Genomic DNA, 25,494 nt, shown 5'->3' on the forward strand with positions numbered 1-25,494 from the left:
GCCGGAGCCCGAGGCAGGGTCAGGGGTGGTGGACGTACAGAGGTCGGCGGTCGTCACCGGATCACCAGTCCCGCCCGCAGTCCGTCCAGCAGTTCCTCGACGCGGGCCCGTGCGCCGGGCCCGTCGGCGTCTCCCGCCATCACGTGCCCGAGGTACTCGTTGTTGCTGCCCGCCGCCCTGACCGCCTTGCCGGGCTCGGCGAGCTGCACCTCCAGAACGCCGGGGGCGTTGACGAGTCCGTCGGCGTCGAGGGTGTGGAGGGTGCCCGTGCGGTCGGGGACGAGGAAGCCGATGGCCGCGCTGCGCAGCCCGGTGTCCGTGCGCCGCAGGTCGGGTGTCCGGCCGAGGGCCACGTCGACGCAGGCGGCGGCGAGATCGATGCCGGTGACATGGCGTACGAGCTCGGTGATGCGGTTGCCGGCGGGACGCGGGTTGACCTCGACGAGACGGGGTCCGGCGGAGGTCAGCTTGATCTCGGTGTGCGCGACCACGCCGTCCATGAGGCCGAGCGCCTTCAGCGCGTCCAGCGCGGTGCGTTCGGCGTCGTCCAGATCGGCGGGCGGGAGAGCGGCCGGGAACATGTGGCCCGTCTCGATGAACGCGGGCGCGCCGCCGACACTCTTGTCGGTCACACCGATCACCTCGACCGTACCGCCGTACGACACGGTCTCGACGCTCACCTCGGGCCCGTCCAGCAGCTCTTCGAGGAGTACGGCCGGGTCGCGGCGCTGGCCGCGTGCGTTGACCGGGAACTCGGCCAACGCACGGAAGGCAGCGGCGAGTTCGGTCTCGTCGGCCACCTTGCGCACGAACATGCCCGCGCACAGGTCCACGGGCTTGATCACCAGCGGATAGCCGATCTCGCGTGCGGCCCGATCCACTTCGGCCCACTCGGCGTGCACGGCGAACCGCGGACCGGGCACCCCGGCCTCGGCGAGAACGCGGCGTGTGGCGTCCTTGCGGCAGGCGTTCTCGACGGCCTCGAGGCCCGGTCCCGGCAGCCCGAGCCGGCCGGCGATCCGCGCGACCGTCGGCAGGTAGTAGTCGCAGGACGTGACCACCCCGTCGAAGCCCAGTACCGCGTGCAGCCGCTCGACCTCGGGCAGCAGGGTCGCCGGGTCGTTGGTGTCGGCGGTGAGCACATGGCGCGCCCCGAGCAGTGGATGCGCGGTCCCCTCCGGCGCCGAGCGCAGATAGTGGTGCAGGTCACGAGTGAGGAAGGTGAACTCGTGGCCCGCCTCCCGAATCGCGCGTGGCAGCAGCCTGCTCATCGAGCCGACCCAGCTCTCGACCACCAGCAGATGACCCACAACTCCCCATTTCGCTTTCGTGACCGCAGGTGCGGCCTGACGTGCATCCGGTCGCGTCCGGACATGGCTCCGGGCGCACGCGGTCCCCCACGCGCTCCCGCCCCGGTGCGCATTCGGTCCACGCACCCGGTTGTGCGCCGCACACGTTATCGATAATGATTCCCATTGTCATCTGAGCCGTAAAAACTTGTCCCGGAGTTCCTGTGATCCCTGCGCCTCGCCGCACGGCCCTGCTATGTGCCCTCGTGGCCGGAGCCGCCACCCTCACCCCCACCTCAACCGCCGGAGCCACCGCCGCCCCAACGACCTCGCTGCGATTCGGCGCCTGCCCGGACTCGGTCCCGGCCCCACCCGCACCGGAGCGCGTGGAGTGCGGCAGCGTGACCGTGCCCCTGGACTGGAACCGCCCGCGCGGACCACGGATCGAGATAGCCGTCTCGCGCGTGCGGGCAACGGGGACGCCGGCCGAGCGACGCGGCGCACTCCTCGTGAACCCGGGCGGCCCCGGCGGCTCCGGACTGCCGTACGCGGTCACCAAGCGGGCCAAACTCCCGGAGAGCGTGCGGCGTTCGTACGACGTCGTCGGCTTCGACCCGCGCGGCGTCGGCCGCAGCGCGCCCGTGGACTGCGGGCCGATGGGCGGTCTCTTCGCAGCCCCGGGAACGGAGCCCGTGCCGGTCGGACCGACGGCCGAACGGGCCTACCTGGGCGCTCTGAAGGACCTCGCCGACGACTGCGCGGCGGGCGCCGGGGACGTGTTGCCGTATCTGTCGACCGAGCAGACCGCGCGCGACATGGACGCGATCCGGGCCGCGCTCGGCGAGCGGAGGACCAACTTCCTGGGTGTGTCGTACGGGAGTTACCTCGGCGCCGCCTACGCCGCGCGCTTTCCGCAGCGGGTGGGGCGCATGGTGCTGGACAGCGTGGTCGGGCCGTGGGACTGGTACGACTTCGACGTGATCCAGAGCCGGGCACTGCTGCGGCAGCGCGACACGCTCTTCGGATGGGCCGCCGGGCATGCAGAGCGCTTCGGGCTGGGCAGCGACGCGGAGACCGTGCGGGACGCGTATCTGCGGGCGAGGCGGGGGCTCGGGGCGGCACCCGTGGACAGCTTCGGCGCGGCCGAGTTCGACCGGGCCGTGTACCGGGCGCTGGGTCGGACGGAACGCTGGGCCGGGCTCGTCGACGGCATACGGACGTATCTCCGCGACGGCACGGTGGCGGGGCTGCGGCCCTCGACCGCCTTCGACAGCGCGGACTCCCGCAACTACGAGGCGGCCAACCGCGTGGTGAAGTGCGCCGACGGTCCCGGGCCCGAGCCGGGCCGGATCCTGGCCGACGTCGCGCGCACCCGTGCGGTCGATCCACAGCCCGTACTGACCGGCATGGAGGCCTCCACGTGCGCGTACTGGTCCTACCGGCCCGCCCGGCGCACCCCGCTCGGCAGTCCCGAGGCGCCGCCGCTGCTGCTGGTCGCGTCGGCGCACGACCCCGTGACGCCCGTCGCGGGGGCCCGCGCACTGCGCCGGGAACTGCCGGGCTCCCGTCTCGTCACACTCGACGACGACTACTCTCACGGGGTGTTCGCCAGTCGGGGCAACGCGTGTGTGGACGGGACGGTGGCCGCGTATCTGGTGGGCGGGACCGTGCCGGAGGCGGACGTCCGGTGTGCGGGGGCGGGGTTGCCGGGGGTGAGCTGAGGGGTTGGGGTCACCGGGCGTGGGCCATGGGACCGGGCCTGGCCGGCTCTCGGCCGAGGAGCCGGAGGCGGCTGGGGGTGGCCGGGCGGTGAGCCTGGAGGGGGCGGCCTCGTTGGGTCCTGACAGGGGCGGACGTAGTACTCTGCCCGTAGTGATTTGACTCGTGCGACCGACCCCCGGAGTGGCTCCATGGTGCGCAGAAACCCGCAGCGGCGGACCGCTCTCGTCGATGCCGCGATCGAGGTGCTGGCCGCCGAGGGGGCGCGGGGGCTGACGTTCCGGTCGGTGGACACCACGGCCGGGGTACCGGCCGGTACGGCCTCCAACTACTTCGCCAACCGGGACGACCTCCTCACCCAGGCCGGCGCCCGCGTCTACGAGCGGCTTGTACCCGACGACGCGACCTACGAGCGCCAGCGCGTGGCCGCGCCGGACCGGGAGACGTACGCCGAGCTGATGCGTGAACTGGTGGGCCGGGTCAGCTCGTTCCGCAGCGGATATCTCGCGCTGCTGGAGCTGCGGCTGGAGTCCACCCGGCGTCCCGAGCTGCGCAAGATCCTCACCCAGCGGGTCCGGGCCGACCTCGACGCCAACATCTCCTACCACCTGGCGTCGGGGCTGCCCGGCGACTCCACGTCCGTCGAGTTGCTGTACCTCGCCCTCAACTGGCTGATCGTCGAACAGCTCACGCTGCCGGACGTGTTGTCGGAGGCGGAACGGGAGCGGCTGGTGACGGCGGCGGTGGAGCGCATCGTCGTGGTGTGAGGGTTCCGGGGTCAGTCACGGGCGACCGGCTCCCTCGCGACGGCCGCGTATGCGGTCGCGGCGAGGAGCGCGACGGCTGACGCCAGGGCCAGAGTTCCGGGCAGTGACCAGCCGGACGCCGCTCCGGCGGTGGCCACGCCCAGGGCGAACCCGGTGAGCTTCAGGCTGGCCCCCGTGGTGAAGATCTGGCCCCGCAGCCGCTCCGGGGCGTCCCGGTGCCGTACCGCGAACAGAGCCGTCAGCTGCGGGCCCTCGCCGACGCCGAGCAGGATCGCGGCGGCGATCAGCAGGGCCGGGCGGCCGACGACGACGCCGATACGGACGCGGTCGTCGGCGTACTGCGTGCCTACGGCGAGACCGGCCCCCTCGCGCTCACGCCCGAGGACGTCACGGCGATGCGTGCGGCGGCCGGCCTGCTCCGGGAGGTCTTCACCCACGAGGGTGTGGACGAAGTGGCCGGCACGCTCAACCGCCTGTTGCGGGAGCACACCGGGCCCCTGCGGCTCACCGCACACGGCGGCGGCACTCCGTGGCATCCGCATCTCGACCGCGACGACGACGGCCCCTGGGACGAGTGGCTGCTCGCCTCGTCCTGCATGGCGCTGGCCGTCCTGCTCTGGGACCACCAGCGCCCACCGGGCCGTGCCTGCGCCTCGCACGCCTGCGGCGATGTCTTCATCGCCCACGGCAGCGGGCCGGAGCGCCGGTACTGCTCACGACGGTGTGCCACACGCGAGCGTGTCGCGGCCCACCGGCGTACACACGCGGCACGCTGAGACGGCCCTGCTCAGCCGACGGTCACGGACCGACGACGACCCTGCGTACGGGTGAGCTGCGCCAGGTCCAACTCCCCTGCTCGCCCCGCAAGTTCGAGACCGCGATCCTCCGCCCGTGCCGTCCAGGGCGACCTCGCCCCGAACACCTCCCCCTCGCCTCCGGCGACGACGACCACGGACCCCTGCACGCCGGCCCGCCGCATGCGGTTGAGTACCTCGAAGGCGGCCCACAGGCCGTGTCCGGCCGACAGGCTCGCCAAGTGGCCGGTGACGGCGTGCAGATGACGCAGTGCGGCCAGGGCGGAGGTGTCCGGCACGGGGATCGTCAGGTCGCCGACGTCCTGGGCGAGGGCGGGCTCGGCGCCGGGCCGGGTGGCCAGGGCGAGGTGGGCCGTGGGGCGGAGCAGGCGCAGACACCGGCCGACGGAGAGGGAGTTGAGGCCATCTGTCATCACGACCCAGGCCGGTGTGGCGTCGGAGAGGATCTCCGCGCCGAGGGCGTACGGACCACTCCAGTCCACGGCGTCGTCGGCCCGGTGGACGTGGTCGAGGAAGTGGCCGTTGCTCAGTTCGGCGAGTTCCCGCGCCCGCTCGGCCGCACCCGACGGAGAGGCCGCGGTGTACCAACGGCCGCCCCACGCCTCGATCCTGCGCAGTTCGGCGCGGTCCGTCCGTTCCGGGACCACCGCGGTGTACTCCAGGCCGAGGAGCCGGGCGAAGTACGCCTGGGCCACCGCCGTGTCACCGACGGCCGCGTCGAACAGGGCCGTACCGCGGTCGACACGACCCTCGCCCAGTGCGTCGAGCAGCAGATCGCGGGCGGGGCCGTGCTCCGAACTGCCGCTGGGGCGCCGGGACTCGTCCTTCAGGAACAGCGCCGTCCCGGGCCGACCCGGCAGCGGGATCGGGTCCAGTGGCGTGGACGGTTCGGCCGCCCGGTCCGCCACCAGCAGATCCGTCGCCCGGCGTGCCCAGGCGCTCGGGGCCTTGTCAGCGCGTTCGTGTGCCATGCCCACCTCCTTCGTGCGGGCCCCGATGCTAATGCGAGGTAAGTGCCGAATAGGCGGGACGCGCTGGGGAGTTGGGCACACAAGGCAACCAACGAGTGACGCACAGTTGTCCGTATCCGAGCCCCGTGGCCGGGTCCGGGTCCGTGGCCGGGTGCGGGTCCGTGGCCGGGTGCGGGTCCGTGGCCGGGTGCGGGTGCGGGCCCCCGTACTACAACCCTCGCGCTCCCCCGCCGCACATCGACCGCCGTGAGCGCCAACGCCAGTGGCCCCGGTGCCAGGAACGCCAGCGGCAGCATCATCCACGCGCAGGCCGCGGCCGTCGCCACCGCCAGCACGATCAGGGCGCTGCCGCCCGCGTCCCCGGCCGTGTCGTGTGCCGCGGCGCGCAGTGCGGCCCGCCAGTCGGTGACGGACTCGGGGCGGGCGCAGGCCCGCAGGCCCACGACCAGCGCGGCGAGTCCGATCGCGGCGGCCGTCACGGCGAACAGGGGTGCGCCGGGCAGTCCGGCGCGGGCGAGCGCCAGGTCGGCGGCGAACCAGAGCGCACCCGCCACCGCGACGGCACCGGCGAGCAGGCTCGCCCGCCCGGAACCGGCGGCGCAGCAGGGTGAAGTAACGGCCCGCCGTGGCCGGCCGGTCCTCGCCCGCGCCCCGCAGTACCGCGCAGGCCGTCGACAGCGCGGCCGGTGCGGTCACCAGCGGCAGACAGGACACCGCCGTGGCCAGGCCGACGCTCAGTACGTCGGCGAAGAGCGTCATGCGCGGGCCGAACACCTCGCCCGTGTCGCGTGTCCGCATGCCGGTCACCCCTTGAGTCCGGAGCTGGCCATGCCCTCCACCAGGAACCGCTGGAAGGCGAGGAAGAAGAGCACGATCGGCAGCAGCGCGATCACCGACATGGCGAACATCGGGCCGAACGACGACTGGCTGGAGGCGTCCACGAACGACCTGAGGGCGAGGGTCAGGGTGAACTTGTCCGGGTCGAAGAGGTAGATCAGCTGGGTGAAGAAGTCGTTCCACGTCCAGATGAAGGTGAAGATGGCGGTGCTGATCAGCGCGGGCCGGGTGAGCGGCAGGATGATCCGGTAGAAGATGCGGAACGGGCCGCAGCCGTCGATGCGGGCCGCCTCCTCCAGTTCGCGCGGCAGTCCGCGCATGAACTGCACGATGAGGAAGACGAAGAACGCCTCGGTGGCGAGGAACTTGGGCAGGATCAGCGGCCAGTAGCTGTTCACCATGCCGAGCTGGTTGAAGATGATGTACTGCGGGATCAGTACCGCGTGGTGCGGCAGCATGATCGTGGCGATCATGAACGCGAACAGCGGGCCGCGCATCCGGAACCGCAGCCGGGCGAAGGCGTAGGCGGCGAGCGAGCAGCTGATGACGTTGCCGAGGACGGCGCCGCCCGCGATCAGTACCGAGTTGGACAGCAGCCGCCAGATGGAGATGTCGTTCACGCCGTCCAGGGCGGTGGTGTAGTTGGACCACTCCAGGGTGCTGGGCAGCAGGTCGAGGCTGGCGATGACCTCGTCGGCGGGCTTGAGCGAGGTGGCGAGCAGCCAGGCCAGCGGGTACAGCATCACCAGGAGCGCGGCGAGGCAGCCGAGGTGCAGGGCGACGCGTCCCCAGCGAACGGGCTTGTCCGCGACGGTCGTTGAGCTCATCGGTCCCCCTCGGAGGCGTAGAAGACCCAGGAGCGCGAGGTGCGGAACAGCACCGCGGTGACGGCGCCGATCACGATCAGCAGCACCCAGGCCATGGCGGAGGCGTAGCCCATGTGGGAGGCGACGAAGCCGCGGTCGTAGAGGTACATGGTGTAGACGAGGGTGGAGTCGGCGGGGCCGCCCTCGCCGCCGCTGATCGCGAAGGCAGGGGTGAAGACCTGGAAGGCCTGGATGCTCTGGAGGACCAGGTTGAAGAAGATCACCGGTGACAGCATGGGCACGGTGACGGACAGGAACTGCCGCCATTTCCCGGCGCCGTCGACGGCCGCCGCCTCGTACAGCTCGCCCGGGATCTGCTGGAGGCCGGCGAGGAAGATGACCATCGGGGCGCCGAACTGCCAGGCGGTGAGCAGGACCACGGCGAGCAGGGCCCAGCCGGGTTGGCTGACCCAGCCGCCGGTGCCGAGGAGGTTGTCGACCGGGCCGCCGTCGTTGAAGATCGCCCGCCAGACCAGGGCGACGGACATCGAGGCGCCGAGCAGCGAGGGCGCGTAGAAGGCGGTGCGGTAGAAGCCCTTGCCGCGCTTCATGGACTTCAGGGCGAGCGCGACGGCGAGGGCGAGGGCGAGTTGCAGGGGGACGGCGATGACGACGTAGGTGAGGGTCGTGGTGACCGAGCGCCAGTAGCGCGGGTCCTCGGTGAACATCTGCGTGTAGTTGCGCAGGCCGATCCACTGGGGCGGGTTGAACATGTCGTAGTCGGTGAACGACAGGTACAGCGAGACGGCCATGGGCAGCACGGTGAGCCCGACGGCGCCGAGCACCCAGGGCGAGAGGAACACCCAGGCGGCGCCCTCGCGCCGGCGCCGGGGGCGGCGTGGCGAGGGGGTGGCGGGGCGGGGCCCGGCGGGGGCCGGGGGGATGTCGGTGGTGGTCATGACCTCAGCTCCGCCTTCGCTTCGGTGATGTAGTTCTCGGCCGCCTCGCGGGGGCTCATCAGCTCGTACGACACCTGGTCGTAGTCGCGCTGGAAGGTGGTCTGGAGGGCGCTGTCGCCGGACGGCGGGGCCGGGGGCGGGTCCTCCAGCCTGCCTTCGACGGTGGCCTGGTAGTCGGAGATGATCCGGTCGAAGTCCGTGAGCTGGGGGTCGATCTCCTTGCGGACGGACTCGTTGACGGAGATGCCCCGGGTGGCGCGCAGGATGTCGCCCGCCTGCGGGTCGTTGATCATGAAGTCGATGAACTGGACGGCTTCGTCGGGGTGTCCGGTCTCGGCGGAGGCGCCGAGGAACATCGACGGCTTGAAGTACTGGCCGCGTCTGCCGTCGGGTCCTGTCGGCATCGGGGTGAGGGCGATGCCGCCTTCGACGAGGGCCTGGAAGCCGCCGGCCGGCGCGTCCCAGTTGGAGTCGGTGACGGCGAGGCCCCGGCCTAGCGGGGTGTTCTCGACGCTGCCCTCCAGCTGGGTGGTCTGCTCGGCGGGCGAGACGGCCTTGTCGCGGCGGAGCCGGTCGGTGAACGTCCACCAGCGGGTCAGGTCGGCCGTGGTGAAGCCGAGCGCGCTGCCGTCCTCGGTGTAGAGGGACTTGCCCTGGCCGCGCAGCCAGACCTCGAAGGCGTCCTCGCTCTGCCCGGGGTCGGTGGCGCCGGGTTTGCCGGTCTTCTTCGCGAGGGCCCGCATGGCGTCGGCCCATTCGTCCCAGGTCCACTCGCCGTCGGGGAGCGGGACGCCGGACTCCTTCCACGTCTTGACGTCGTAGACGACGGTCTCGGTGCCGCGGCCCTGCGGGACGGCGTACTGCGTGCCGGCCACGTTGCCGGTGGCGAGCAGGCCGGGGTCGATCTCGTCGGTGCGCAGCGTGTCCCGCTGCGTGCCGAGGTCGAGCAGGACGTCACCGGAGGCGTACTGGTCGATCTGGCGGTAGTCGAGCTGCATCACGTCCGGTGCGTCGCCGCCGGCGGCCTGGGTGGCGAGTTTCTGCTTGTAGGCGTCGTAGCCGGAGAACGACGTCTGGATGTCGATGTCGGGGTTTCTCTTCTCGAAGAGGTCGACGGCCTGTTCGGTGCGCTCGGCGCGGTCGGGGTTGCCCCACCACGTGTAGCGCAGCACGACCTTGCCGCCGGCCGACTCCCCGGATCCCCCGCATCCGGCCAGCACGGCGCACAGCGCCAGCGCGGCGGCGGACGCGCAGAACCCCTTTGTCCTGTGTCCGGGCATGCCAGGGCCACTCCTCTCGTGGAACGTTCTGTTGAAAAGCCCCCTGGAAGCCCGTGGGACGGGCGGGTGGTTACTCCTCGCCGTACGGGAGCGTGGTTCCCGGCAGCGCGTACTCGTCGCGGCGGCCGCACATCCCGAAGCCGCCGGTCCTGCTGGGCGTGGCGCGGAACGCGGTGGCGTCCGCGAGGTACGCCGGTTCGCCGTCCGTGAGCGCGTCGAGCTGGGCGCCGGTGCGTTCGGCCGTGGCCAGGGCTCCCGCCTTCCACAGCTCGCGCCAGGTGGGCACCTTGTCGCGGACGAGGCGGGCGGCCGTGCGCTGGAACTCGGCGTACGGGCCGGGGTCGCCGTTCTCCATGGCCTGCCGCAGGTCGAGATAGCCCTCGACGGCGAGATCGCGGCGGCGGCGTGCGGCGGTCTCGGTGTCCGGTCCGGTGCCGGGCGGCAGTGTCGCCGCGGCGGCGTATCGGTCCGGGTCGGCGAGCACCTCGGGCGGGAAGGTGAAGACGGCGTCGCCGGCCTCGGGCAGTCCGCTGTTCTGCATGAGGACGGTGATCCGCAGATCGCCGCCCTGCACCATGCGGTGCACGGTGCCCGGTGTGAACCAGGCGACGGAGCCGGCCTCCAGCGGGATGTCCCGGTAGCCGTCGGGGCTCAGGGTCTGCACCGCGCCCCGGCCGCCGGTGACGACGTAGGCCTCGGTGCACACCAGGTGCAGATGCGGGCTGCCGCCGCAGACGCCGTCGGCGGCCTCCCAGGTGTAGGCGCTGAGATGGGAGAGACCGATCGCGCCGGGCAGGGCGCTGTGTCCGGATCCAGGTCCAGGTCCAGGTCCGGGTCCGGTCACCACGGCAGTCCCTCCAGGTGGGCGGCGACGCGGTCGCGGTCCCAGGCGCCGTCCGCGAACACCACCCGGTAGCGGTAGGCGAAGGACTGTCCGGGCGCCAGCTCGAACTCGTCGAAGAACGCCCAGGAGAAGGCGACCGTGGGGATCGGGTCGGCGCGCACGAACCAGTGCGAGGCGTGGATCGCGGTCTTCTCGTCGAGGTTGTCCGGGGCGTGCGCGAAGATCAGCGTGGAGTGGCCGTCGACGTCGTCGTGTTCCGCCGTGTAGGCGAGCCAGGGGCCCTGGCTGCCCATCAGTTTCTCGGCGCCCTCGCCGTCCGGGGCGAACGCGGTGCCGCCGGTGAAGTCGCGCGGCCCGCGCCAGTGCAGCCCGGTGTAGCCGGCGGCCTCGCGGCCCTCGGTGGTCGGAGAGCCGAAGCGCAGCGGCTCGTCGCGGACGTTGGTGAGGCGGATCGCCCAGTCCAGGGCCCAGGCGCCGGCCTGTTCGTCGACGGAGTGCACGGTGACCCGGCGCACTTCGCGCGCCCATTCCGCGCCGCCGTTCTCGACCCAGGTCAGGTCCTCGGTGAAGGCGAGGCGGTCGTCCTCGACGGTGAACTCGGGGAAGCCGTCGTGCCGCATCGAGCCGACCCGGTCACGCAGGACGAGATAGCCCTCGCCGTGGACGTAGCTGTTGCCGCCCCAGAAGTTCTGCCCCGACAGATGGCTCGCCGTCATCTGGAGGCCCTTGTGCCAGCGGTGGTCGCTGGGGCGGTAGCCGGAGACGGTGCGCCCGGCGAGGGTGCGCAGCGGGTGCGCGTACGGCTTGCGGGCCTCGAAGGCGTCGGGGTCGGGCCGGTAGACGTAGCGGAGGATCTCGGTGCCGTTCCCCGCCGCCACGGCGACATGGTCGCCGTGTGCGTGGGTGACGCGGATGGTCATACGGTCTCCTTGGGTGCCCAGTCGGGGTGGTCGCCGTGCATGGCCCGGTGGAAGGGGTCGCCGGGCGCGATCTCACCGGCGTGCACCGGGCTGCCGGTGAAGGCCGACTTGTAGAGGGCGGCGGCGAACTCGAGGGTGGTGCGGGCGTCGGGCCCGCTCCCGGGCGGCCGTACGCCGCGGTCGTGGGCGTCGAGTACGGCGCCGAGCTGGGCCGCGTGCGAGCTGGGCACGTCGTCGGCCGGGGCGCGCCAGGCGGCGGCGCGCGCGGGGTCGACGTCCGGGGCCGGGGTGTAGACCCAGTCGTCGTTGCGGTGCCCGTACAGGTGGGTCAGCTCCACGGTGGCGTGGGCGCAGTCGACGCGGATGCGGCTCATCTCGTCGGGCGAGAGCACGCTGTTGACGACAGTGGCGAGGGCGCCGCTCTCGAACCGTACGAGCGCGGAGGAGACGTCCTCGCTCTCGGTGGTGTGCACCAGCCGTCCGGCCATGGCCCGCACCTCCGCCCATGGCCCCAGCAGATGCAGGAGCAGGTCGTACTGGTGGATGCCGTGTCCCATGGTGGGCCCGCCGCCCTCGCTGGCCCAGCGACCGCGCCACGGCACCTCGTAGTACGCGGTGTCGCGGTGCCAGGTGGTCTGGCAGTGGGCGACCAGCGGGGCGCCGAGCTCGCCGCTCGCGATCAGCTCGCGCGCGTGCCGGGCGCCCGAGCCGTAGCGGTGCTGGAAGACCACCGAGGCGTACGCGCCGGACGCCTCCTCGGCGGCGGCGATGTCGTCGTACTCGGCGAGGGACAGACACAGCGGCTTCTCGCACAGCACCCAGGCGCCCGCCTTGAGGGCGGCGACGGTCTGTTCGCGATGCAGCGAGGGGGGTGTGCCGATGACCACGAGGTCCGGGTGTACGGCGTCGAGCATCGCCTCGACGGACCCGTACCCCGCGACGCCGTCGCCCGCCTCGGCCCGGAACGCGTCCAGCCGGGTCTCGTCCACGTCGACGGCGGCGACCAGCTCCACCCGGTCGGCATGGGCTCTGAGCGCGGGCAGATGGCTGCTGCTGACGATGGAACCGGTCCCGACGACGGCGACCCGGCGGCGGCCTGGGGGCACGGACATGGGGCACTCCTAGACGTCCGGAGAACAGAGCACAAACTGGCAGAAAGCGCTTGCTCCCAGCTCTTCCGAGGACCATAGGCGCGACCGAATGTCAGGACAAGCCCTGTGCGGCGAAATCGACGAGGAGTTGCCCGGACGGGCAGCCGGGGCGGACCACTTCTGGGGGTTCGGGGCCGTACGTCCCCATGGGCGGGGCGCGGGCCGTGAGTTTCCCCGGGTTGGGCGCGGGCCGTACGTTGCCCTGGATGGGGCGCGGGCTCTACGTCCCCCTGGGTGGGGCGCGGGCCCTACGTTTTCCCAGGTGGGGCGCGGGCTCTGCGTTGCCCCAGGTAGGGCGCGGGCTCTGCGTTGCCCCAGTTCGGGCAGGGGCCGTGCGAGGGGGGCCGCCGATCAGAGGGCCGGTACGCGGGTGAAGCGCTCGGCGACGTGCAGGTCGGCCTCGATGGCGGCGGCGGTGTCCCGCAGCTCGGGCAGCACCTCGCCGCGGCACTGCTCGGGGGTACGCCGGCTGCTGTGCAACGTGACGTTGACGGCCGCCACCGGGGCGCCCGTACGGTCCCGGACCGGTACGGCGATCGAACGCAGGCCCTCCTCCAGCTCCCCGTCGACCAGCGAGAACCCGTCGGCCCCGGCCCGGTCCAGGACGGCCGCCAGATCGGCGGTACCGGTGACCGTGCGGGCGGTCAGCGCGTCCCTGCTCGACCGTCCGAGCAGCGCCGAGCGTTCCCCGGGCGGCAGCGCCGCCAGCAGCACCCGGCCCGCGGACGTGGCGTACGCGGGCAGCCGCGCGCCCACCGCGATGTCGACGTCCATGATCCGGCCCGTGGTGACCCACGCCGTGTACTGCACGTCCTCGCCGGCCGGCACCGCGAGCGCGGTCGCGTCCCCGACCCGCCTGCTGAGGGCCACCAGATGGGGGTGGGCGACCCGGGTGAGCGTGGTGCGCGACAGGCACGGGAAGCCCAGGGCGAGGACACGCGGGGTGAGCCGGAAGGTCCGGCCGTGCGCGGTGACGCACCCGAGGTGCTCCAGGGTGATCAGGGCGCGGCGGGCGGTGGCGCGGGCGAGTCCGGTGGCCTCGGCGACGGCGGTGAGCGTCAGTTCGTCCCGCCCCGCGCCGAACGCCGTCACGACGGTCAGACCGCGCGCCAGCGACTCGACGAACTCCCGGCCCAGTTCCTGCTTGGAGGCGCCCGTCCAGCCGGCCAGCCCCGAGGGGGCGGGCGGGGCCGCGGGGGTGCGAGCGGCGGACAGTTCGCGCTCCATGGCGGCGACCGTCGTCCGCAGCCGGGGCAGCAGGGTCTCGCGCAGGGAGTCGGCGCTGTGCCGGCTGGTGTGGCTCACGACGCTGGCCACGCAGGCGGCCCGGCCGTCCGCCGCCCGCACCGGCGCGGACAGGGCGATCAGTCCGGGCTCGATCAACTGGTCGTCGAGGGCCCAGCCGTGCGCCTCCGCCTCCTTCACCGCGGCCTCGAAGTCACCAGGTGACAACGGGTGCCGGCGCGGCGGTACGGCGGGGAAGCCGCGGTCGTCCGGGTCGGCGGCCCGGCGCTCGTGCCAGCGCTCCCAGTCCGCCGGGGCCCACTCGACCGCCAGCAGAGGGCCGGGCGCGGTGCGTTCGGCGGGCAGCAGATCGCCGATCCGGAAGCTGAGGGACAGCGCGCGGCGCCGGGTCGCCTGGTGGATGAAGCGGATGCCGTCGCCGTCCGCCACCGCGAGCGACACCGACTCGTCCAGTTCGTCGGCGAGCGCGTCGGCGTGCGCGCTCAGCAGGGCGGGCAGCCGCAGCGCGTCCAGATAGGCGTTGCCCAGCTCCATGAGGCGCGGGGCGAGGACGACGTCACGGCCGTCCTGGCGGACGTAACCCATTCGGGCGAGCGTCGAGACGATCCGGTCGACGGTGGACCGCGCGAGTCCGGTGGCCCGCTCCAGCTCACCGAGTCCGGCGGAGCCGCCCGCGTCGGTGAGCCGGCGGAGGACCGCGATGCCGCGGATCAGGGGGGTGACGGCCTCCGGGGACGGGGCCGGAGACGGGGACGGCGAGGGGGCCGGAGGCGGCGGTGTCGCGGTGGCGGGGGACGACGACCGGGGGTGGCTGGGCGGCATGGGATCTCCGTGTCGGCGTCGGGGCGGCGAGCGGGCGGCACGCGGCCGCGGGACCGTTGACAGGGCCGAGGGCCACGCGCAGACTCACCCTCGTACAGTGTGAACTATTTTTCACCATACGAACAGTGGGTGTCCGGCTGTTCGACGACGAGGAGAGGCCTCATGCACACCACCGTCGGGATCGTCGGCGGCGGCCCTTCCGGGCTGCTGCTCGCCCGCCTGCTGCACAACGCCGGTATCGACAGCGTGGTTCTGGAGCGGCGCGACCGCGCCTACGTCGAGCAGCGCCAGCGCGCCGGAATCCTGGAGCAGGCCACGACGGACGTGCTGATCGCGGCGGGCGCCGGAGCACGCCTGGAGCGTGAGGGGATCCCGCACGACGGCATCGAGCTGCGCTTCGGCCGCCGCGCCCACCGCCTCGACTTCCCGGCCCTGACCGGCGGCCGGCGTGTGTGGGTCTACGCCCAGACCGAGGTGGTGAAGGACCTCGTCGCGCTGCAACTCGCCGAGGGCGGGCCCCTGTTCTTCGAGGCCGAGGTGCACGGCATCGAGGGCGCGGACACCGACCGCCCACTGATCCGCTACACCCACGACGGCCACGAACAGACCCTGACCTGCGACTACGTCATCGGCTGCGACGGCTTCCACGGCGTGGCCCGCACCGCGCTCCCGGAGCGGGCACGGACGACGTACGAGCGGACGTACCCCTACTCCTGGCTCGGCATCCTCGCCGACGCGGCACCGGTCTACGACGAGCTGATCTACGCCCACTCCGAGCGGGGCTTCGCCCTGGCCAGCATGCGCTCCCCCACCGTCAGCCGGCTCTACCTCCAGGTGCCCAACGGCACCGACCCGGACGACTGGCCGAACGAGCGGATCTGGGACGAGCTGGACGCCCGTTTCGCACTCGACGCGGAGCCCGGGTGGCGGCTGAAGCGCGGGCCGGTGACGAGCAAGTCGGTGCTGCCGATGCGCAGTTCGGTGACCGAGCCGATGCGGCACAGCCGGCTCTTCCTCGCCGGGGACGCCGCGCACATCGTGCCGCCGACCGGCGCCAAGGGTCTCAACCTCGCCGCCGCCGACGTGGTGGTCCTGGCCCGCGCCTTCGCCCACCTCAAGGACACCGGCTCGACCGAGCTGCTGGACGCGTACTCCGACACCTGTCTGCGGCGGGTGTGGCGGGCCGAGCACTTCTCCTACTTCATGACCACGACCCTGCACACGGACCCGGACCAGAGCCCCTTCGGGACCCGGCTCCAGCTCTCCCAGCTCGACCGGATCGCCTCGTCACCGCACGCGGCCGCGGAACTGGCCGAGAACTACACCGGGGTGCCGCTGCCGGGCACGCCGTGAACATCCCGTGCTGAGCCCGGCCCCGCTGCGACCTGCCGCTCCGCCTGCTGGGAGGATGACGCGGACCGGAGGGACGGGCGGCCGCGAGCGGCCCGGACGAGAGACCGGGGGAAGAGGGAGCGTGTAGTGATACTGGTCCTGATCGGCGTGCTCGTCGTCGTCGCCGGAGGGTGCGCCTGTGTTGTCTGGGCGGCACGCGGCGGCCCTCGCTGGGCACGCGGAGTGGCCACGGTGACGCTGGCGGCGGGCGAGCTGGTCCGCAAGTCGAACCGCCGCAACCGTTCGCGGTCGAACTCCGGCTACGCCGACAGCTGACGGGTGGCGGGCACGGGTGGCGGGGGCGCCGGGGATACGCGTGCGGCTTCCGGCAGGTGACGGGCGCGCGGGGCACGGCGGGTGGCGGCGGGGCCGCCGGTCCGTTCACCGCCGTCCGCCGGGCTCCACGCACCCGGCCCGCGCTCAGCCGTTCTGTTCGGTGATGTTGACCATCCACGAGACGCCGAAGCGGTCCAGGCACATGCCGAACACGTCGCCCCACATCTGCTTGTCCAGCGGCACGGCCACGGTGCCGCCGTCGGACAGCTTCTCCCAGTAGCCGCGCAGCTCGGTCTCGTCGTCCCCGCTGAGGCTCACGGAGTAGTTGGTGCCCGGGGTGTACGACATCCCGGGCGGGGTGTCGGCGCCCATCAGCGTGAAGCCGTTCGGCGCCTCCAGCATGCCGTGCATGATCTTGTCGGCGTCCGGAGTGTCCTCCTGGCCGAACTGACCGAAGGTGTTCAGCGCCAGCTCGCCGCCGAAGACCTCCCTTGTAGAACTCCATCGCCTGACGGGCATCGCCGTCGAAGCTGATGTACGGATTGAGTCGCGAGGCCATGATTCCTCCCGGGAACGTGGCTGAAAGCCGTCCCCTCGGACGCTAGCGCGCCGCACCGGTACTCGCCGCTCAGGGTGCGAAAACCGGCGCCAGATCCAGTACGACCCGGAGGTCCGTGATCCGTCCGTCGGGCCCGACCCGCCATATCGTCACCGCGGGCAGGGTCGCTTCCCCGGCGTCGAGCCGTGTGTACGTGACGTCGGTGACGGCGATGGTCGTGCCGTCGACGGTCCAGGTGTCGAGGATGTGATGGCTCAGACCGGCGATGGTCTGCATAAACGCGGCGTTGCCGGCCAGGATGGCCTCGCGGCCGACGAGCGGGGAGCCGTTGCCGAAGACCATGGTGGCGTCCTCGGCGAAGAGGTCGGCGACCTCGTGGAGCTGCTGACGGTCGATCTTCGAGAAGAGTACGTCTGCGGTGATGGTGGCGTCGGCGGTCGTCATGTCATCTCCTTTCCGGGACCGGGACCAGGACCAGGACCAGGACCGGGGCCAGGACCGGGACCCGCGATGTCCGCCCCGTACGCCCGGGTCAACTCCGCGAGGCGGCCGAAGTCCGACGGGTCCAGTGGCGGTGCCTGTTCCCCCGGCCGCGCGGGTACGCCCGCCTCCTCGAAGTAGCGTTCGAAGCCGGCCGGCGCGGTCAGGATCAGCATCCGAGCCGGGTGCACACCCCGGTTGGTGAACCCGTGCACGATTCCCCGCGGCAGATATACGAAGTCGCCCGCGCGGGCCTGGAGCGTGGACTCCCCCGTCAGCACCTCCAGCTCACCGTCGAGCAGATAGAACGCCTCGTCCTCGCGTCCGTGCACATGCGGCGGTGGTCCGCCGCCGGGCGGGACCGAACCCTCGATCAGCGCGAACGCTCCGTTCGTCGTGTCACCGCTCGCCTTGATCGTGTAGGTGTCCCCCACCACCCACAGCGACCGGCCCTCGCCGGACCGGACCAGACGGGCCCCCGACTGCTCCTCGTAGACCGGGTTGACCGAGTTGATGTGGTTGATCGCGGTCATCGTGTTCCTCTCCTCTTGTCCCCCGTGGACTTCTCAAGTCCCTCAAGAACTGCCTGCTCACGACCGTAGGGGCGGGCCGGGCCGCTTCCCATACCACTTTTCTGGTGTTCTGCCCGGGACCCGTCCGTGCCACGATGGAGGCGTGAACCACAGCACCCGGGCACGCGCCCACGAGCGGGTGGCAGGTCTCACCGGCGCGCGACTCGATCTGCCGACCTTCCTCCACGAGGCGTCCGCGCTGCTCGCGAAGGCCCTGCCGCACGACGCGGCCTGCTGGCACACGATGGACCCCGCGACGCTGATCGAGACGGGCTTCTACCTGGAGCACATGCCGAAGACGCCGGACGCGCAGGTCGCCGCACTCGCCTATCTGCCGGACGACTTCAACTCGTTCGTCGCGCTCGCGCGGGCCGACCGGCACAGCGGTGTCCTGAGCACGGCGACCGACGGCCACCAGGACCGCAGCCGTCGTTACCGCGAGCTGCTGCGCCCCAACAACATCACCGGCGAGCTGCGCACCTCCTGCGTCGTGGACGACGTCTGCTGGGGCAACTTCGCCTTTTTCCGGGAGGCCCCGGCCGACTTCAGCGAGGACGAGCAGGGCTTCGCCCACGATCTCGCCCCGCTGCTGGGCAGTGGCTTCCGGGCCGCCGTCGTACGGGCGAGGAGCGGCGGCGACAGCGCGGGGCTCTGGCCCGGACTGCTGCTGCTCGACGAGCACCGGCGGGTCGAGTCGGCGACCGACCCGGCACACCACTGGCTCGGCGAACTCGGCTTCCACGGCGTTGTCGCCGAGGACCCGCTCCCGTACGCGCTGCTGATGGTCGCCGAACACGCCCGTGGCGCCGGGGCCGACGCGAGCGTACGGGTGCGGGGCGCGTCCGGTACCTGGGTCGAACTGCACGCGTCGCCGGCGTCCGGCGGCGGACCGGGCAGGATCGCCGTGATCCTCCAGTCCGCCGCCGCCCCGTCGGTCAAGTCGCTGCTGTCCGCCGCCTACGGTCTGACCGCGCGCGAACGCGAGGTGGTCGACCTGGTGTTGCAGGGCTGCGGGACCGGCGAGATCGCGACGCGTCTGTTCATCTCACCGCACACCGTCCAGGGGCACCTCAAGTCGGTGTTCGCCAAGACGGGTGTGCGCAGCCGACGGGAGCTGGTCACCCGGGTGTTTGTTCCGGATCGCAGCAGCCGTCCCGTCGCATCACACGGCTGACCTCCAGCCAGTCCGGGGCACCTGCCACGGACGTGTCCCTGCGCAGGGTGTCCCCCTCGGCTCCCTCGAACGCCCCGACCAGGTCGGCCTGTTCGAAGACGGTGCCGCCGCGGACCACCGCGACCGTACGGACGAGTGTGGCGAAGTCGGTGAACGGATCGCCGTCCACGATGGTGAGATCCGCCAGCTTGCCCTCCTCCGCGGTACCGAGGTCGGCGTCGGCACCGAAGACCCGGGCGGGCAACAGCGTCGCGGTGCGCAGTACTTCGGCCGGTGACAGTCCCGCGCGGTGCAGGGCGCGCAGCACCAGATGCAGGTGCAGGCCGACCGCGACGAGCGGCTGGTCCGTGCCGACGGCGACCAGGCCACCACCGGCGAGGATGCGCCGGTAGATGTCCATCTCCCGTGCGAGCGTGGCGAGTTGAGCGGCCGTCGGGGGCACGGCGGCCTGCTGGTTCACGAGCGCGACGTCCCACGGCGGCATCAGGGCGGTGACGCGCGGGTCGTCGGCGAGGTCAGGGTCGGCGCCGAGCAGTGGTCCGGCGGTGAACGGGGTGGCGACGAGGTGGAAGTCGGTGGCGGTGTAGATCTCCTTCAGGTCCTGGTAGGAGCGGCCGCCGGCCGAGGTGGCGTGTCCGAACTCCAGTCGCTGGGTGGCCTGGAGATGGGTCGTCAGGTCCTGGCCGAGCTGCACGCCGGGACTGCACAGATGGCTGCCGCTGCGCACACCGAGCCGCTGGTGCCCGTGTTCGGCGGCCTCCTTCATCACCCAGCCGGGCGCCCTGACGTAGGTCTTCACGAAGTCCCAGTCGAGCGCGGTGGCGCGGGCGAGGGTGCGGTGCAGGCCCTCGCGGGTGCGGTGGGCGCGGCCCATGCTGTAGGCGACGCGGGCCCCGTCGAGGAGTTCGCCGGTGGCGAGCAGCCGGGGTCCGGCGAGGGCGCCGGCGGCGACGGCCTCGCGGATGCGGGCCTGTTCGTAGGCGAATCCGCCGAGGGAGACGGCCGTGGTGACACCGTAGGCGAGTTGCAGGACGGTCTGGCGTCCGCCGTAGGTGGACTGCCAGGGGTGGGTGTGGGCGTCCCACAGGCCCGGGATCACGGTCCGGTCGCTCGCGTCGACGCGGTGGGTGGCGGCGCGGCCGCTGCGGTGCGGGGAAACCTCGGCGATCCGGCCGTCACGGACCACGATGTCGATGTCCTCGCGGACCTGCGGCCCGGTGCCGTCCCAGAAGCGGCCCGCGTGCACGACGGTGTCGGCGGGGCGCGGCCTGCGGTAGTCGAACGGGACCCGGACCGTACGGGCCTTCCCGCTGTGGATGTCGATCAGCCGCAGCCGGCCTGCCGAGAGGTACAGCACGGTGCGGGCGTCGCCGGACCAGGACGGGTGGTCGGCGGGTTCGGTGGTGAGCCGGCGCGGCTCGCCGTCGGGGGTGCCGTCCGGGCGCACGGGCAGCAGCCAGAGCGCCGACTCCGCGACGACGGCCATCCAGCGGCCGTCCGGTGACCAGACGGGTCCCGAGTCGTAGCGGTCGGAGAGCGAGGTGTGCGGGGCGAGCGCGTGCAGGGCGTCGGTGCCGGTGGTGGTATCCACGACCCGGATGAGGTTGTAGCCCTCGCGGAACCGCCGGTTGAGGCGGTTGCGGTCGCAGAGGGCCACGTACCGGCCGTCGGGCGACCAGCTGGGCCGGCCGGGGAGTCCGCCGGTGCCGAGGGCGGCGGCGAGGACCCGTTCGGTGCCGTCGGACAGTTCGCGCACCAGCAGACTGCCGGCCATGTCCAGACAGGCCAGCCGGCTCCCGTCGGGCGAGAGGGCGGGGAAGACCCGGCCCCCGTCGGCGAGCACGGTCTCCTTGCCGGTGCGCAGGTCGCGGCGGCGTACGGAGAACAGGCCGTCGCGGTCGTCGGCGTACACCAGTCCCGAGCCGTCCGGCGTCCAGGTCGGGGCCAGCACATAGCGGGTGGCGGGGGCCTGGAACACCTTGCGGGGTGCCGTGCCGCCGGTGGTGTCCGCGGTCCACAGCGCGTTGAGCGCGGCGAACACGACGGAGTCGCCGTCGGGCGAGAGGGCGGGCAGGTGCAGCGACCGTACGGCGCGGGCGCCGCCGCTTGCGAAGTCGTACTCCTTGTCGCGGTAACGGGGCCGGTCCACCGGGAGCGCGGCGGTGAACGGGATCGGCTCGCCGTCGCCGGGCGCGTCGGGGTCGACGAGGCGGAACTGTCCGTCGACCGTGAGCAGCAGCCGCCGGTCGTCGGTCCAGCGGGGCGGCGCCGGGAGGACGTCTCCGTCGACGGCGACCCGTTCGCCGTCCACGACGAGCGTGCAGGAGGCGGCGGGCGCGGGCGTGGTGCGCAGGTAGGCGAGGCGTCCGCCGGGTGAGACGGCGGGGGTCGTCAACTGGGCGCCGGAGCTGTCCGTGTGCTCGGTGGTGACCGGTCCGGAGCCGTCGGCGGCCACCGCGGCGACGGTGCCGGCGTTGAGTCCGCCGGTGGCGGTGACGGTGGCGCGGACGAACAGCACCCGCTCGCCGTCCGGCGACCAGGCGGGATCGGAGTCCTCCCAGCCGCCGTCCTGGCCGGGGCCCTGCTGGCCGGGGCGGCCGGTGAGCCGGGTCAGCCCGCCCGAGCGCACGTCCACGACCCAGACGCGGTACGGGGATCCGGTCACGGTGTCGCCGCCGCGCTCGGAGGCGAAGGCGATCCGTGTGCCGTCCGGGGACCAGGCGGGCGCCCGGTCGTCGAACGGACCGTCCGTGAGCTGCCGGAGACCGCTGCCGTCGGGCTTGAGCGTCCAGAGGTGGAAGCCGCCGCCGCGGTATGCGCACACAACAAGGGTGCGGCCGTCGGGCGAGAACTGGGGGCGAGTGGGTTCGAGGCCGACCGGGGTGAGCGCCACGGCGTCGCCCCCGTCGCGCGGGACGGACCAGAGCACGCTCTGGACCTCGGCGACCAGGGGCCCGCCCGCGGGAGCGAGGGTCGCGGAGCCGCCGGTCGCGGCGGTGAAGGTGAGGGTCGTGGCGGTGGTGCCGGGCGCGGTGGGCGTGCCGGGCGCGGTGGGGGCGCCGCTGGTGGCGGCTGCCGCTGTCGGCGCGCCGGCGGTGGCGAGCGCTGTGGCCGAGGCGGCGGTGAGGGCCGTGGCCGACGCGGTGGCCCGGAGGAATCCGCGACGCGAGAGCGGGCCGATTGGGGGGACGTCTGAGCTGCCTTCGAAGTCCAAGGATGCTCCCAGTGCACGGGGTTGCGGTGCCGGACAGGAGAGACCACTGGGGGCAACGTACGGGGTGGGACGTACTCACGGATCCGTGGCGACGGATATCGGCCGATCTTCACCCCTGGCGGGCCGGGGGGTGGGGGGGAGGGCGGGGGCGCGGGGAGTCGACCGAGGCCGACCGGCGGGAGCGTGCGGGGCCGACCGGCAGGTGTCGGCGGCAGCGACCGGCGTGGGCCCGTAGGGCTGTGCGCGGCACCCCGTACACCTGGCCTAATCTATGGCGCGTGAACACACCGGGTGACGTGGTCGACGAACGGTTCGAGCTGCTGGAGCGGCTCGGCAGCGGAGGCATGGGCACGGTGTGGCGCGCCCGTGACCTGGTGCTGCACCGCGAGGTCGCCCTCAAGGCCGTACGCCCGGACATCGAGGCCACACCGGCGATCCGCGAGCGGGTGATGCGCGAGGCGCGGGCGCTGGCCCGGCTCAGCAACCCGCACGTGGTGTCCATCCACCAGATCATCGCGGCCGACCCGCACCCGTGGATCGTGATGGAGCTGGTGCCGGGCACAACCCTGCAACGACGGCTCACCGACGGCCCGTTGGGCCCGACGGAGGCGGCCCGTCTCGGCCGGCAGGTACTCGCCGGGCTGCGCGCCGCGCACGCCGCCGGCATCCGGCACCGGGACGTGAAGCCGGCCAACATCCTGCTGCGTCCCGACGGCAGCGCCGTCCTCACCGACTTCGGCATCGCCGCGCTCCAGGGCGCGTCCGCGCTGACCATGACGGGCGAACTCGTGGGCTCCCCCGAGTACATGGCCCCCGAGTGCCTGCGCGGCAACGACGGCGAACCGGCGTCCGACCTGTGGTCCCTGGGTCTTGTCCTGTACGTGTGCGTGGAGGGTGTGAGCCCGCTGCGCCGCCAGACGACCTTCGCCACACTTGCGGCCGTACTGGAGGACGCGGTGCCGCCGCCGGTGCGCTCCGGTCCGCTCGCCCCCGTACTCCAGTCCCTCCTGGTGCACGACCCGGCGGCCCGCCCCGACGCCGCCCGGCTGGACGACATGCTGGCGCAGGTCGAGTCCGGCGCCACGCCCTACTGGGCCGCCGCCCCCACGCTGATCACCCCCTCGCCGACGCCACCGGTCCCGGAACCGGCCACCACACCCACGGCGACGCCCACCCAGCTGGACACACCTCGGCCGTCCCGTCCGGCCCGCCGCCGTGCCCCGGCGCTGATCGCCGGTGCCGCGGTGCTGGCCGTCGGCGCGGTCGGCGCGCTCGTGATCGGGCTGCTCCCGCCGGACGACAGCGCGAACAACGCCAACGAGACAACGGCAGGCACCGGAAACAGCTCGGTGCCGACACCGTCCAAGGACCCCGGCGACTCCACATCACCCCCGTCGTCCTCTCCCTCTGCCGGGGAGTCGCCGTCGGCGTCCGCGCCGCCCGGTGGTGGCGGCTGGGTCGCCCAGCTCTTCTCGGAACCGACCTCCACGGGTGTCGCGTCCCGCGACAAGCGCCTGGCCCTGATCCGCGAGACGGTCCCCGAGGCGGTCTACGTCCGCAGTGACGACTACGCCTCGCTCCGCCCCGGCTTCTGGGTGATCTACGCCCCGGGCCCGTTCGCCGACGGCCGAGCCGCCCTCGACCACTGCGCAAAGCTCGGCCGCACCTCCCTGAACGACTGCATGGGCCGCTACCTCAGCACCAACGCCTCCGACTACGACCTCCAGTGCCGCCCCCCGGCAGCCAGCCCGACGGGACGCTGCACGCGGGAGTAGACCGCGACCTTCACGGGCGCTGGTCAGTGGGGGATGCCACGGCCGAGGAACGCGGCCACCTGGTCGAGGGCCGGGGCGGAGTCAGGTGTAGGTCGCGCTGGGGCGAGGGACCCGCCGGGGGTGCGTGGCAGGGCGCCGTAGATCTCGCGGACGACCGGCAGGGCGGCGCGCGCGACGGCGGGCTCCAGGTCGCGGTCGTGGCCCAGGGCTGCCGCGAGGTCCCAGCCGTGCACCAGCAGCTCGACGAGGAGCTGCTCGACCAGACGGCGGCCCGGTGCGGGGCCGAACGAGCGCTCCAGCAGGCCCGGTTGGCGGAAGGCGGCGCGGGCCTCGGCGGCGGCGGTGTCGAAGGCGGCGATGTGGTCGTCACCGAGGTGGTCCTCGGCGTGCCCGTCGGTGGGAGGCGTGCCCTGGGCGAGGCCGCCCCAGATGATGTTCTCCCACACGAGGTGGTCGAGCAGATCCCGTACGGTCCAGTCCTCGCAGGGGGTCGGCAGGCCGAAGTGCTCCGGCGTGGCGGCGCGTACGAGCGTGGCGACGGTGTCCTGGACACGTGTGAAGGCGTCCAGGACACCGCCCGGCCAGGGGTCGGTGTGGTCGGCGTAGAGGGCTTCGAGCTGGGCGTCGCGCTCGCCGGGCGCGGGGTTGGCGCGCAGTGCGGTGATCAGCCACTGTCCTTCGTCGGCGATGCCGGCGGGGGCGGGGTGGCCGCCGAGAACGCACAGCAGTTGCCAGAAGCGCTCGACGGCGGGTTCGGCGGCAGCGGTGAGCTGGTCGCGCAGCCGCTCGCGTGCCGCGGCCCCGTCCGAGGTCACGGCGGGGGTGATGTTCGCCCGGCTCGGGAGCCAGGCCGCGACGATGTCCGCGACGACCTGGTCGGCGGCCGGGGAGTCCGCCGCCGTACCGGCCCGCATCGCGGTGCGCACGCGTGCGGTCCAGGCGTCGGTGAGGGCGCGCATCTCCTCCGCCGTGGCGGAGTCCTGCGCCCCCTGCGCGTGCCGGGCGCCGTACTCCGCGATCCGCCGCATGGCCGGTCGCAGCTCCTCACCGGCGAGCAACTCACCCAGCTCCAGCCATGCTTCGACCTGCTCGTCGGTGGGGTCGTCCGGAAGGTCGGCGCCGGCCGAGAGCAACCCCTCCCGGAAATGGGGCACTTCCAGATCGCCGAGCGTGTTGGTGAGGAAGTCGTGGACGAGCTTCCGTCGTTCGTCGGGGGACATGTGGGCGGTACGGGTCATCAGGGCGAGTCCTTCATGAGTGGTACGGCGTGTGACGGTGCGCAGGACGGCCTGGCGGGTCCGCAGGCCGCGGATCTGCGCCTCCAGTGCCTCGACGTGCGCGGCCGCCACCTCCGACAGCCCGTTCTCGCGGTCCAGGGCGGCCCGGATCTCACCGAGCACCATCCCCAGGTCCCGCAGAGTCCGGGCCAGGTGCAGCCGGGCCACGCCCGCGGTGTCGTAGCGGCGGTATCCCCCGGCGGTCCGGCCGACCGGCACCACCACCCCCACGTCCGACCAGTGCCGGACCACCTTCACCGGCAGCCCGACCTGCCGCGCCACGGCCCCGATACTCCACGTCGGCCGCGAGCCGTCGTCCCTACGCATGTCCCTCACCCTCGACTCTCCCT

The 25,494-nt window shown here is 72.9% G+C and carries 21 protein-coding genes and 2 pseudogenes; 7 read left to right on the top strand and 16 right to left on the bottom strand.

Annotated features, from left to right (window positions below; all coding sequences use genetic code 11):
- Positions 1-53: 53 nt before the first annotated feature.
- The gene (locus ACIQAC_RS23415; protein WP_402193872.1) at positions 54-1,310 is read right to left on the bottom strand and encodes an ATP-grasp domain-containing protein; all 1,257 of its coding nucleotides are present in this window, start codon (positions 1,308-1,310) and stop codon (positions 54-56) included.
- A 380-nt stretch (positions 1,311-1,690) separates the two neighbouring features.
- Here ACIQAC_RS23415 and ACIQAC_RS23420 point away from each other — a divergent pair, with 380 nt between their 5' ends.
- Entirely contained in the window at positions 1,691-3,010 is a 1,320-nt protein-coding gene (locus ACIQAC_RS23420; protein ID WP_402193873.1) for an alpha/beta hydrolase, read from the top strand.
- A gap of 189 nt (positions 3,011-3,199) precedes the next feature.
- A complete protein-coding gene (locus ACIQAC_RS23425) occupies positions 3,200-3,775 on the top strand; it encodes a TetR/AcrR family transcriptional regulator (RefSeq protein ID WP_402193875.1) in 576 nt (191 codons plus the stop codon).
- 11 nt (positions 3,776-3,786) lie between these two features.
- Here ACIQAC_RS23425 and ACIQAC_RS23430 read toward each other — a convergent pair whose 3' ends face one another.
- A complete protein-coding gene (locus tag ACIQAC_RS23430) occupies positions 3,787-3,912 on the bottom strand; it encodes a hypothetical protein (RefSeq protein WP_402193876.1) in 126 nt (41 codons plus the stop codon).
- A 105-nt stretch (positions 3,913-4,017) separates the two neighbouring features.
- Between ACIQAC_RS23430 and ACIQAC_RS23435 the strand changes: the two genes are divergently transcribed.
- Complete coding sequence (locus tag ACIQAC_RS23435; protein ID WP_402193960.1) at positions 4,018-4,551, top strand: CGNR zinc finger domain-containing protein; 534 nt, start codon at positions 4,018-4,020, stop codon at positions 4,549-4,551.
- Between the two features lie 11 nt (positions 4,552-4,562).
- Here ACIQAC_RS23435 and ACIQAC_RS23440 read toward each other — a convergent pair whose 3' ends face one another.
- The 9 genes and pseudogenes from ACIQAC_RS23440 to ACIQAC_RS23480 all read right to left on the bottom strand — a co-directional run bounded on the left by ACIQAC_RS23440 (position 4,563) and on the right by ACIQAC_RS23480 (position 14,425).
- Positions 4,563-5,561, bottom strand: a complete 999-nt coding sequence (locus tag ACIQAC_RS23440; protein WP_402193878.1) for a pyridoxal-phosphate dependent enzyme — start codon at positions 5,559-5,561, stop codon at positions 4,563-4,565.
- A 230-nt stretch (positions 5,562-5,791) separates the two neighbouring features.
- Positions 5,792-6,359 (bottom strand): annotated as a pseudogene (locus ACIQAC_RS23445) (hypothetical protein); the annotation flags it as partial.
- A 5-nt stretch (positions 6,360-6,364) separates the two neighbouring features.
- Positions 6,365-7,225: a carbohydrate ABC transporter permease gene (locus tag ACIQAC_RS23450; RefSeq protein WP_402193879.1), complete on the bottom strand. Its 861-nt coding sequence runs from the start codon at positions 7,223-7,225 to the stop codon at positions 6,365-6,367.
- Positions 7,222-8,163 carry a carbohydrate ABC transporter permease gene (locus tag ACIQAC_RS23455; protein ID WP_402193880.1) on the bottom strand — a complete coding sequence of 314 codons (942 nt, stop codon included), beginning with the start codon at positions 8,161-8,163 and terminating at the stop codon, positions 7,222-7,224. The genes ACIQAC_RS23450 and ACIQAC_RS23455 overlap by 4 nt, the downstream gene beginning before the upstream one ends.
- Positions 8,160-9,443 (bottom strand): ABC transporter substrate-binding protein, encoded by a 1,284-nt coding sequence (locus ACIQAC_RS23460; protein ID WP_402193882.1) that lies wholly within the window; start codon positions 9,441-9,443, stop codon positions 8,160-8,162. The genes ACIQAC_RS23455 and ACIQAC_RS23460 overlap by 4 nt, the downstream gene beginning before the upstream one ends.
- A gap of 70 nt (positions 9,444-9,513) precedes the next feature.
- A complete protein-coding gene (locus tag ACIQAC_RS23465; protein ID WP_402193884.1) occupies positions 9,514-10,290 on the bottom strand; it encodes a cupin in 777 nt (258 codons plus the stop codon).
- Entirely contained in the window at positions 10,284-11,207 is a 924-nt protein-coding gene (locus tag ACIQAC_RS23470) for a PmoA family protein (RefSeq protein ID WP_402193885.1), read from the bottom strand. Before ACIQAC_RS23470 ends, ACIQAC_RS23465 begins: the two co-directional genes overlap by 7 nt.
- Positions 11,204-12,319, bottom strand: a complete 1,116-nt coding sequence (locus ACIQAC_RS23475) for a Gfo/Idh/MocA family protein (protein WP_402193886.1) — start codon at positions 12,317-12,319, stop codon at positions 11,204-11,206. Before ACIQAC_RS23475 ends, ACIQAC_RS23470 begins: the two co-directional genes overlap by 4 nt.
- A 390-nt stretch (positions 12,320-12,709) precedes the next feature.
- Positions 12,710-14,425, bottom strand: coding sequence for an IclR family transcriptional regulator C-terminal domain-containing protein (locus ACIQAC_RS23480; RefSeq protein ID WP_402193887.1), 1,716 nt, complete (start codon positions 14,423-14,425; stop codon positions 12,710-12,712).
- A 162-nt stretch (positions 14,426-14,587) separates the two neighbouring features.
- Between ACIQAC_RS23480 and ACIQAC_RS23485 the strand changes: the two genes are divergently transcribed.
- Positions 14,588-15,778 (top strand): 4-hydroxybenzoate 3-monooxygenase, encoded by a 1,191-nt coding sequence (locus tag ACIQAC_RS23485; RefSeq protein WP_402193888.1) that lies wholly within the window; start codon positions 14,588-14,590, stop codon positions 15,776-15,778.
- 126 nt (positions 15,779-15,904) lie between these two features.
- Entirely contained in the window at positions 15,905-16,093 is a 189-nt protein-coding gene (locus tag ACIQAC_RS23490) for a hypothetical protein (protein WP_402193889.1), read from the top strand.
- Positions 16,094-16,237: 144 nt separating this feature from the next.
- Here ACIQAC_RS23490 and ACIQAC_RS23495 read toward each other — a convergent pair.
- The 3 genes and pseudogenes from ACIQAC_RS23495 to ACIQAC_RS23505 form a co-directional block, all read right to left on the bottom strand.
- A pseudogene (locus ACIQAC_RS23495) lies at positions 16,238-16,652 on the bottom strand (VOC family protein).
- Between the two features lie 69 nt (positions 16,653-16,721).
- A complete protein-coding gene (locus tag ACIQAC_RS23500) occupies positions 16,722-17,096 on the bottom strand; it encodes a nuclear transport factor 2 family protein (RefSeq protein ID WP_402193890.1) in 375 nt (124 codons plus the stop codon).
- Positions 17,093-17,665, bottom strand: coding sequence for a cupin domain-containing protein (locus ACIQAC_RS23505; RefSeq protein WP_402193891.1), 573 nt, complete (start codon positions 17,663-17,665; stop codon positions 17,093-17,095). The genes ACIQAC_RS23500 and ACIQAC_RS23505 overlap by 4 nt, the downstream gene beginning before the upstream one ends.
- 142 nt (positions 17,666-17,807) lie before the next feature.
- On the opposite strand from ACIQAC_RS23505, the gene ACIQAC_RS23510 reads away from it, so the two are divergent.
- Positions 17,808-18,878 (top strand): LuxR C-terminal-related transcriptional regulator, encoded by a 1,071-nt coding sequence (locus ACIQAC_RS23510; protein ID WP_402193892.1) that lies wholly within the window; start codon positions 17,808-17,810, stop codon positions 18,876-18,878.
- On the opposite strand, the gene ACIQAC_RS23515 is transcribed toward ACIQAC_RS23510, so the two are convergent.
- Positions 18,823-22,092 carry an amidohydrolase family protein gene (locus ACIQAC_RS23515; protein ID WP_402193893.1) on the bottom strand — a complete coding sequence of 1,090 codons (3,270 nt, stop codon included), beginning with the start codon at positions 22,090-22,092 and terminating at the stop codon, positions 18,823-18,825. The genes ACIQAC_RS23510 and ACIQAC_RS23515 overlap by 56 nt on opposite strands.
- Before the next feature lie 278 nt (positions 22,093-22,370).
- Between ACIQAC_RS23515 and ACIQAC_RS23520 the strand changes: the two genes are divergently transcribed.
- Positions 22,371-23,867, top strand: coding sequence for a serine/threonine-protein kinase (locus ACIQAC_RS23520; protein WP_402193894.1), 1,497 nt, complete (start codon positions 22,371-22,373; stop codon positions 23,865-23,867).
- A 23-nt stretch (positions 23,868-23,890) separates the two neighbouring features.
- Here the strand turns inward: ACIQAC_RS23520 and ACIQAC_RS23525 are convergent, their stop codons facing one another.
- Positions 23,891-25,471, bottom strand: coding sequence for a TIGR03086 family metal-binding protein (locus ACIQAC_RS23525; RefSeq protein ID WP_402193895.1), 1,581 nt, complete (start codon positions 25,469-25,471; stop codon positions 23,891-23,893).
- Positions 25,472-25,494 lie beyond the last annotated feature (23 nt).

This window comes from Streptomyces sp. NPDC088387 (assembly GCF_044753385.1).
Lineage (GTDB): Bacteria > Actinomycetota > Actinomycetes > Streptomycetales > Streptomycetaceae > Streptomyces.

Bases quoted from the DNA above. Each gene is read 5' to 3' on its own strand.
- ACIQAC_RS23505 (WP_402193891.1), bottom strand. From the start codon at position 17,665: ATGACCGCGATCAACCACATCAACTCGGTCAACCCGGTCTACGAGGAG.
- ACIQAC_RS23450 (WP_402193879.1), bottom strand. From the start codon at position 7,225: ATGAGCTCAACGACCGTCGCGGACAAGCCCGTTCGCTGGGGACGCGTC.
- ACIQAC_RS23525 (WP_402193895.1), bottom strand. From the start codon at position 25,471: ATGCGTAGGGACGACGGCTCGCGGCCGACGTGGAGTATCGGGGCCGTG.
- ACIQAC_RS23440 (WP_402193878.1), bottom strand. From the start codon at position 5,561: ATGGCACACGAACGCGCTGACAAGGCCCCGAGCGCCTGGGCACGCCGG.
- ACIQAC_RS23460 (WP_402193882.1), bottom strand. From the start codon at position 9,443: ATGCCCGGACACAGGACAAAGGGGTTCTGCGCGTCCGCCGCCGCGCTG.
- ACIQAC_RS23425 (WP_402193875.1), top strand. From the start codon at position 3,200: ATGGTGCGCAGAAACCCGCAGCGGCGGACCGCTCTCGTCGATGCCGCG.
- ACIQAC_RS23470 (WP_402193885.1), bottom strand. From the start codon at position 11,207: ATGACCATCCGCGTCACCCACGCACACGGCGACCATGTCGCCGTGGCG.
- ACIQAC_RS23475 (WP_402193886.1), bottom strand. From the start codon at position 12,319: ATGTCCGTGCCCCCAGGCCGCCGCCGGGTCGCCGTCGTCGGGACCGGT.
- ACIQAC_RS23500 (WP_402193890.1), bottom strand. From the start codon at position 17,096: ATGACGACCGCCGACGCCACCATCACCGCAGACGTACTCTTCTCGAAG.
- ACIQAC_RS23485 (WP_402193888.1), top strand. From the start codon at position 14,588: ATGCACACCACCGTCGGGATCGTCGGCGGCGGCCCTTCCGGGCTGCTG.
- ACIQAC_RS23455 (WP_402193880.1), bottom strand. From the start codon at position 8,163: ATGACCACCACCGACATCCCCCCGGCCCCCGCCGGGCCCCGCCCCGCC.
- ACIQAC_RS23480 (WP_402193887.1), bottom strand. From the start codon at position 14,425: ATGCCGCCCAGCCACCCCCGGTCGTCGTCCCCCGCCACCGCGACACCG.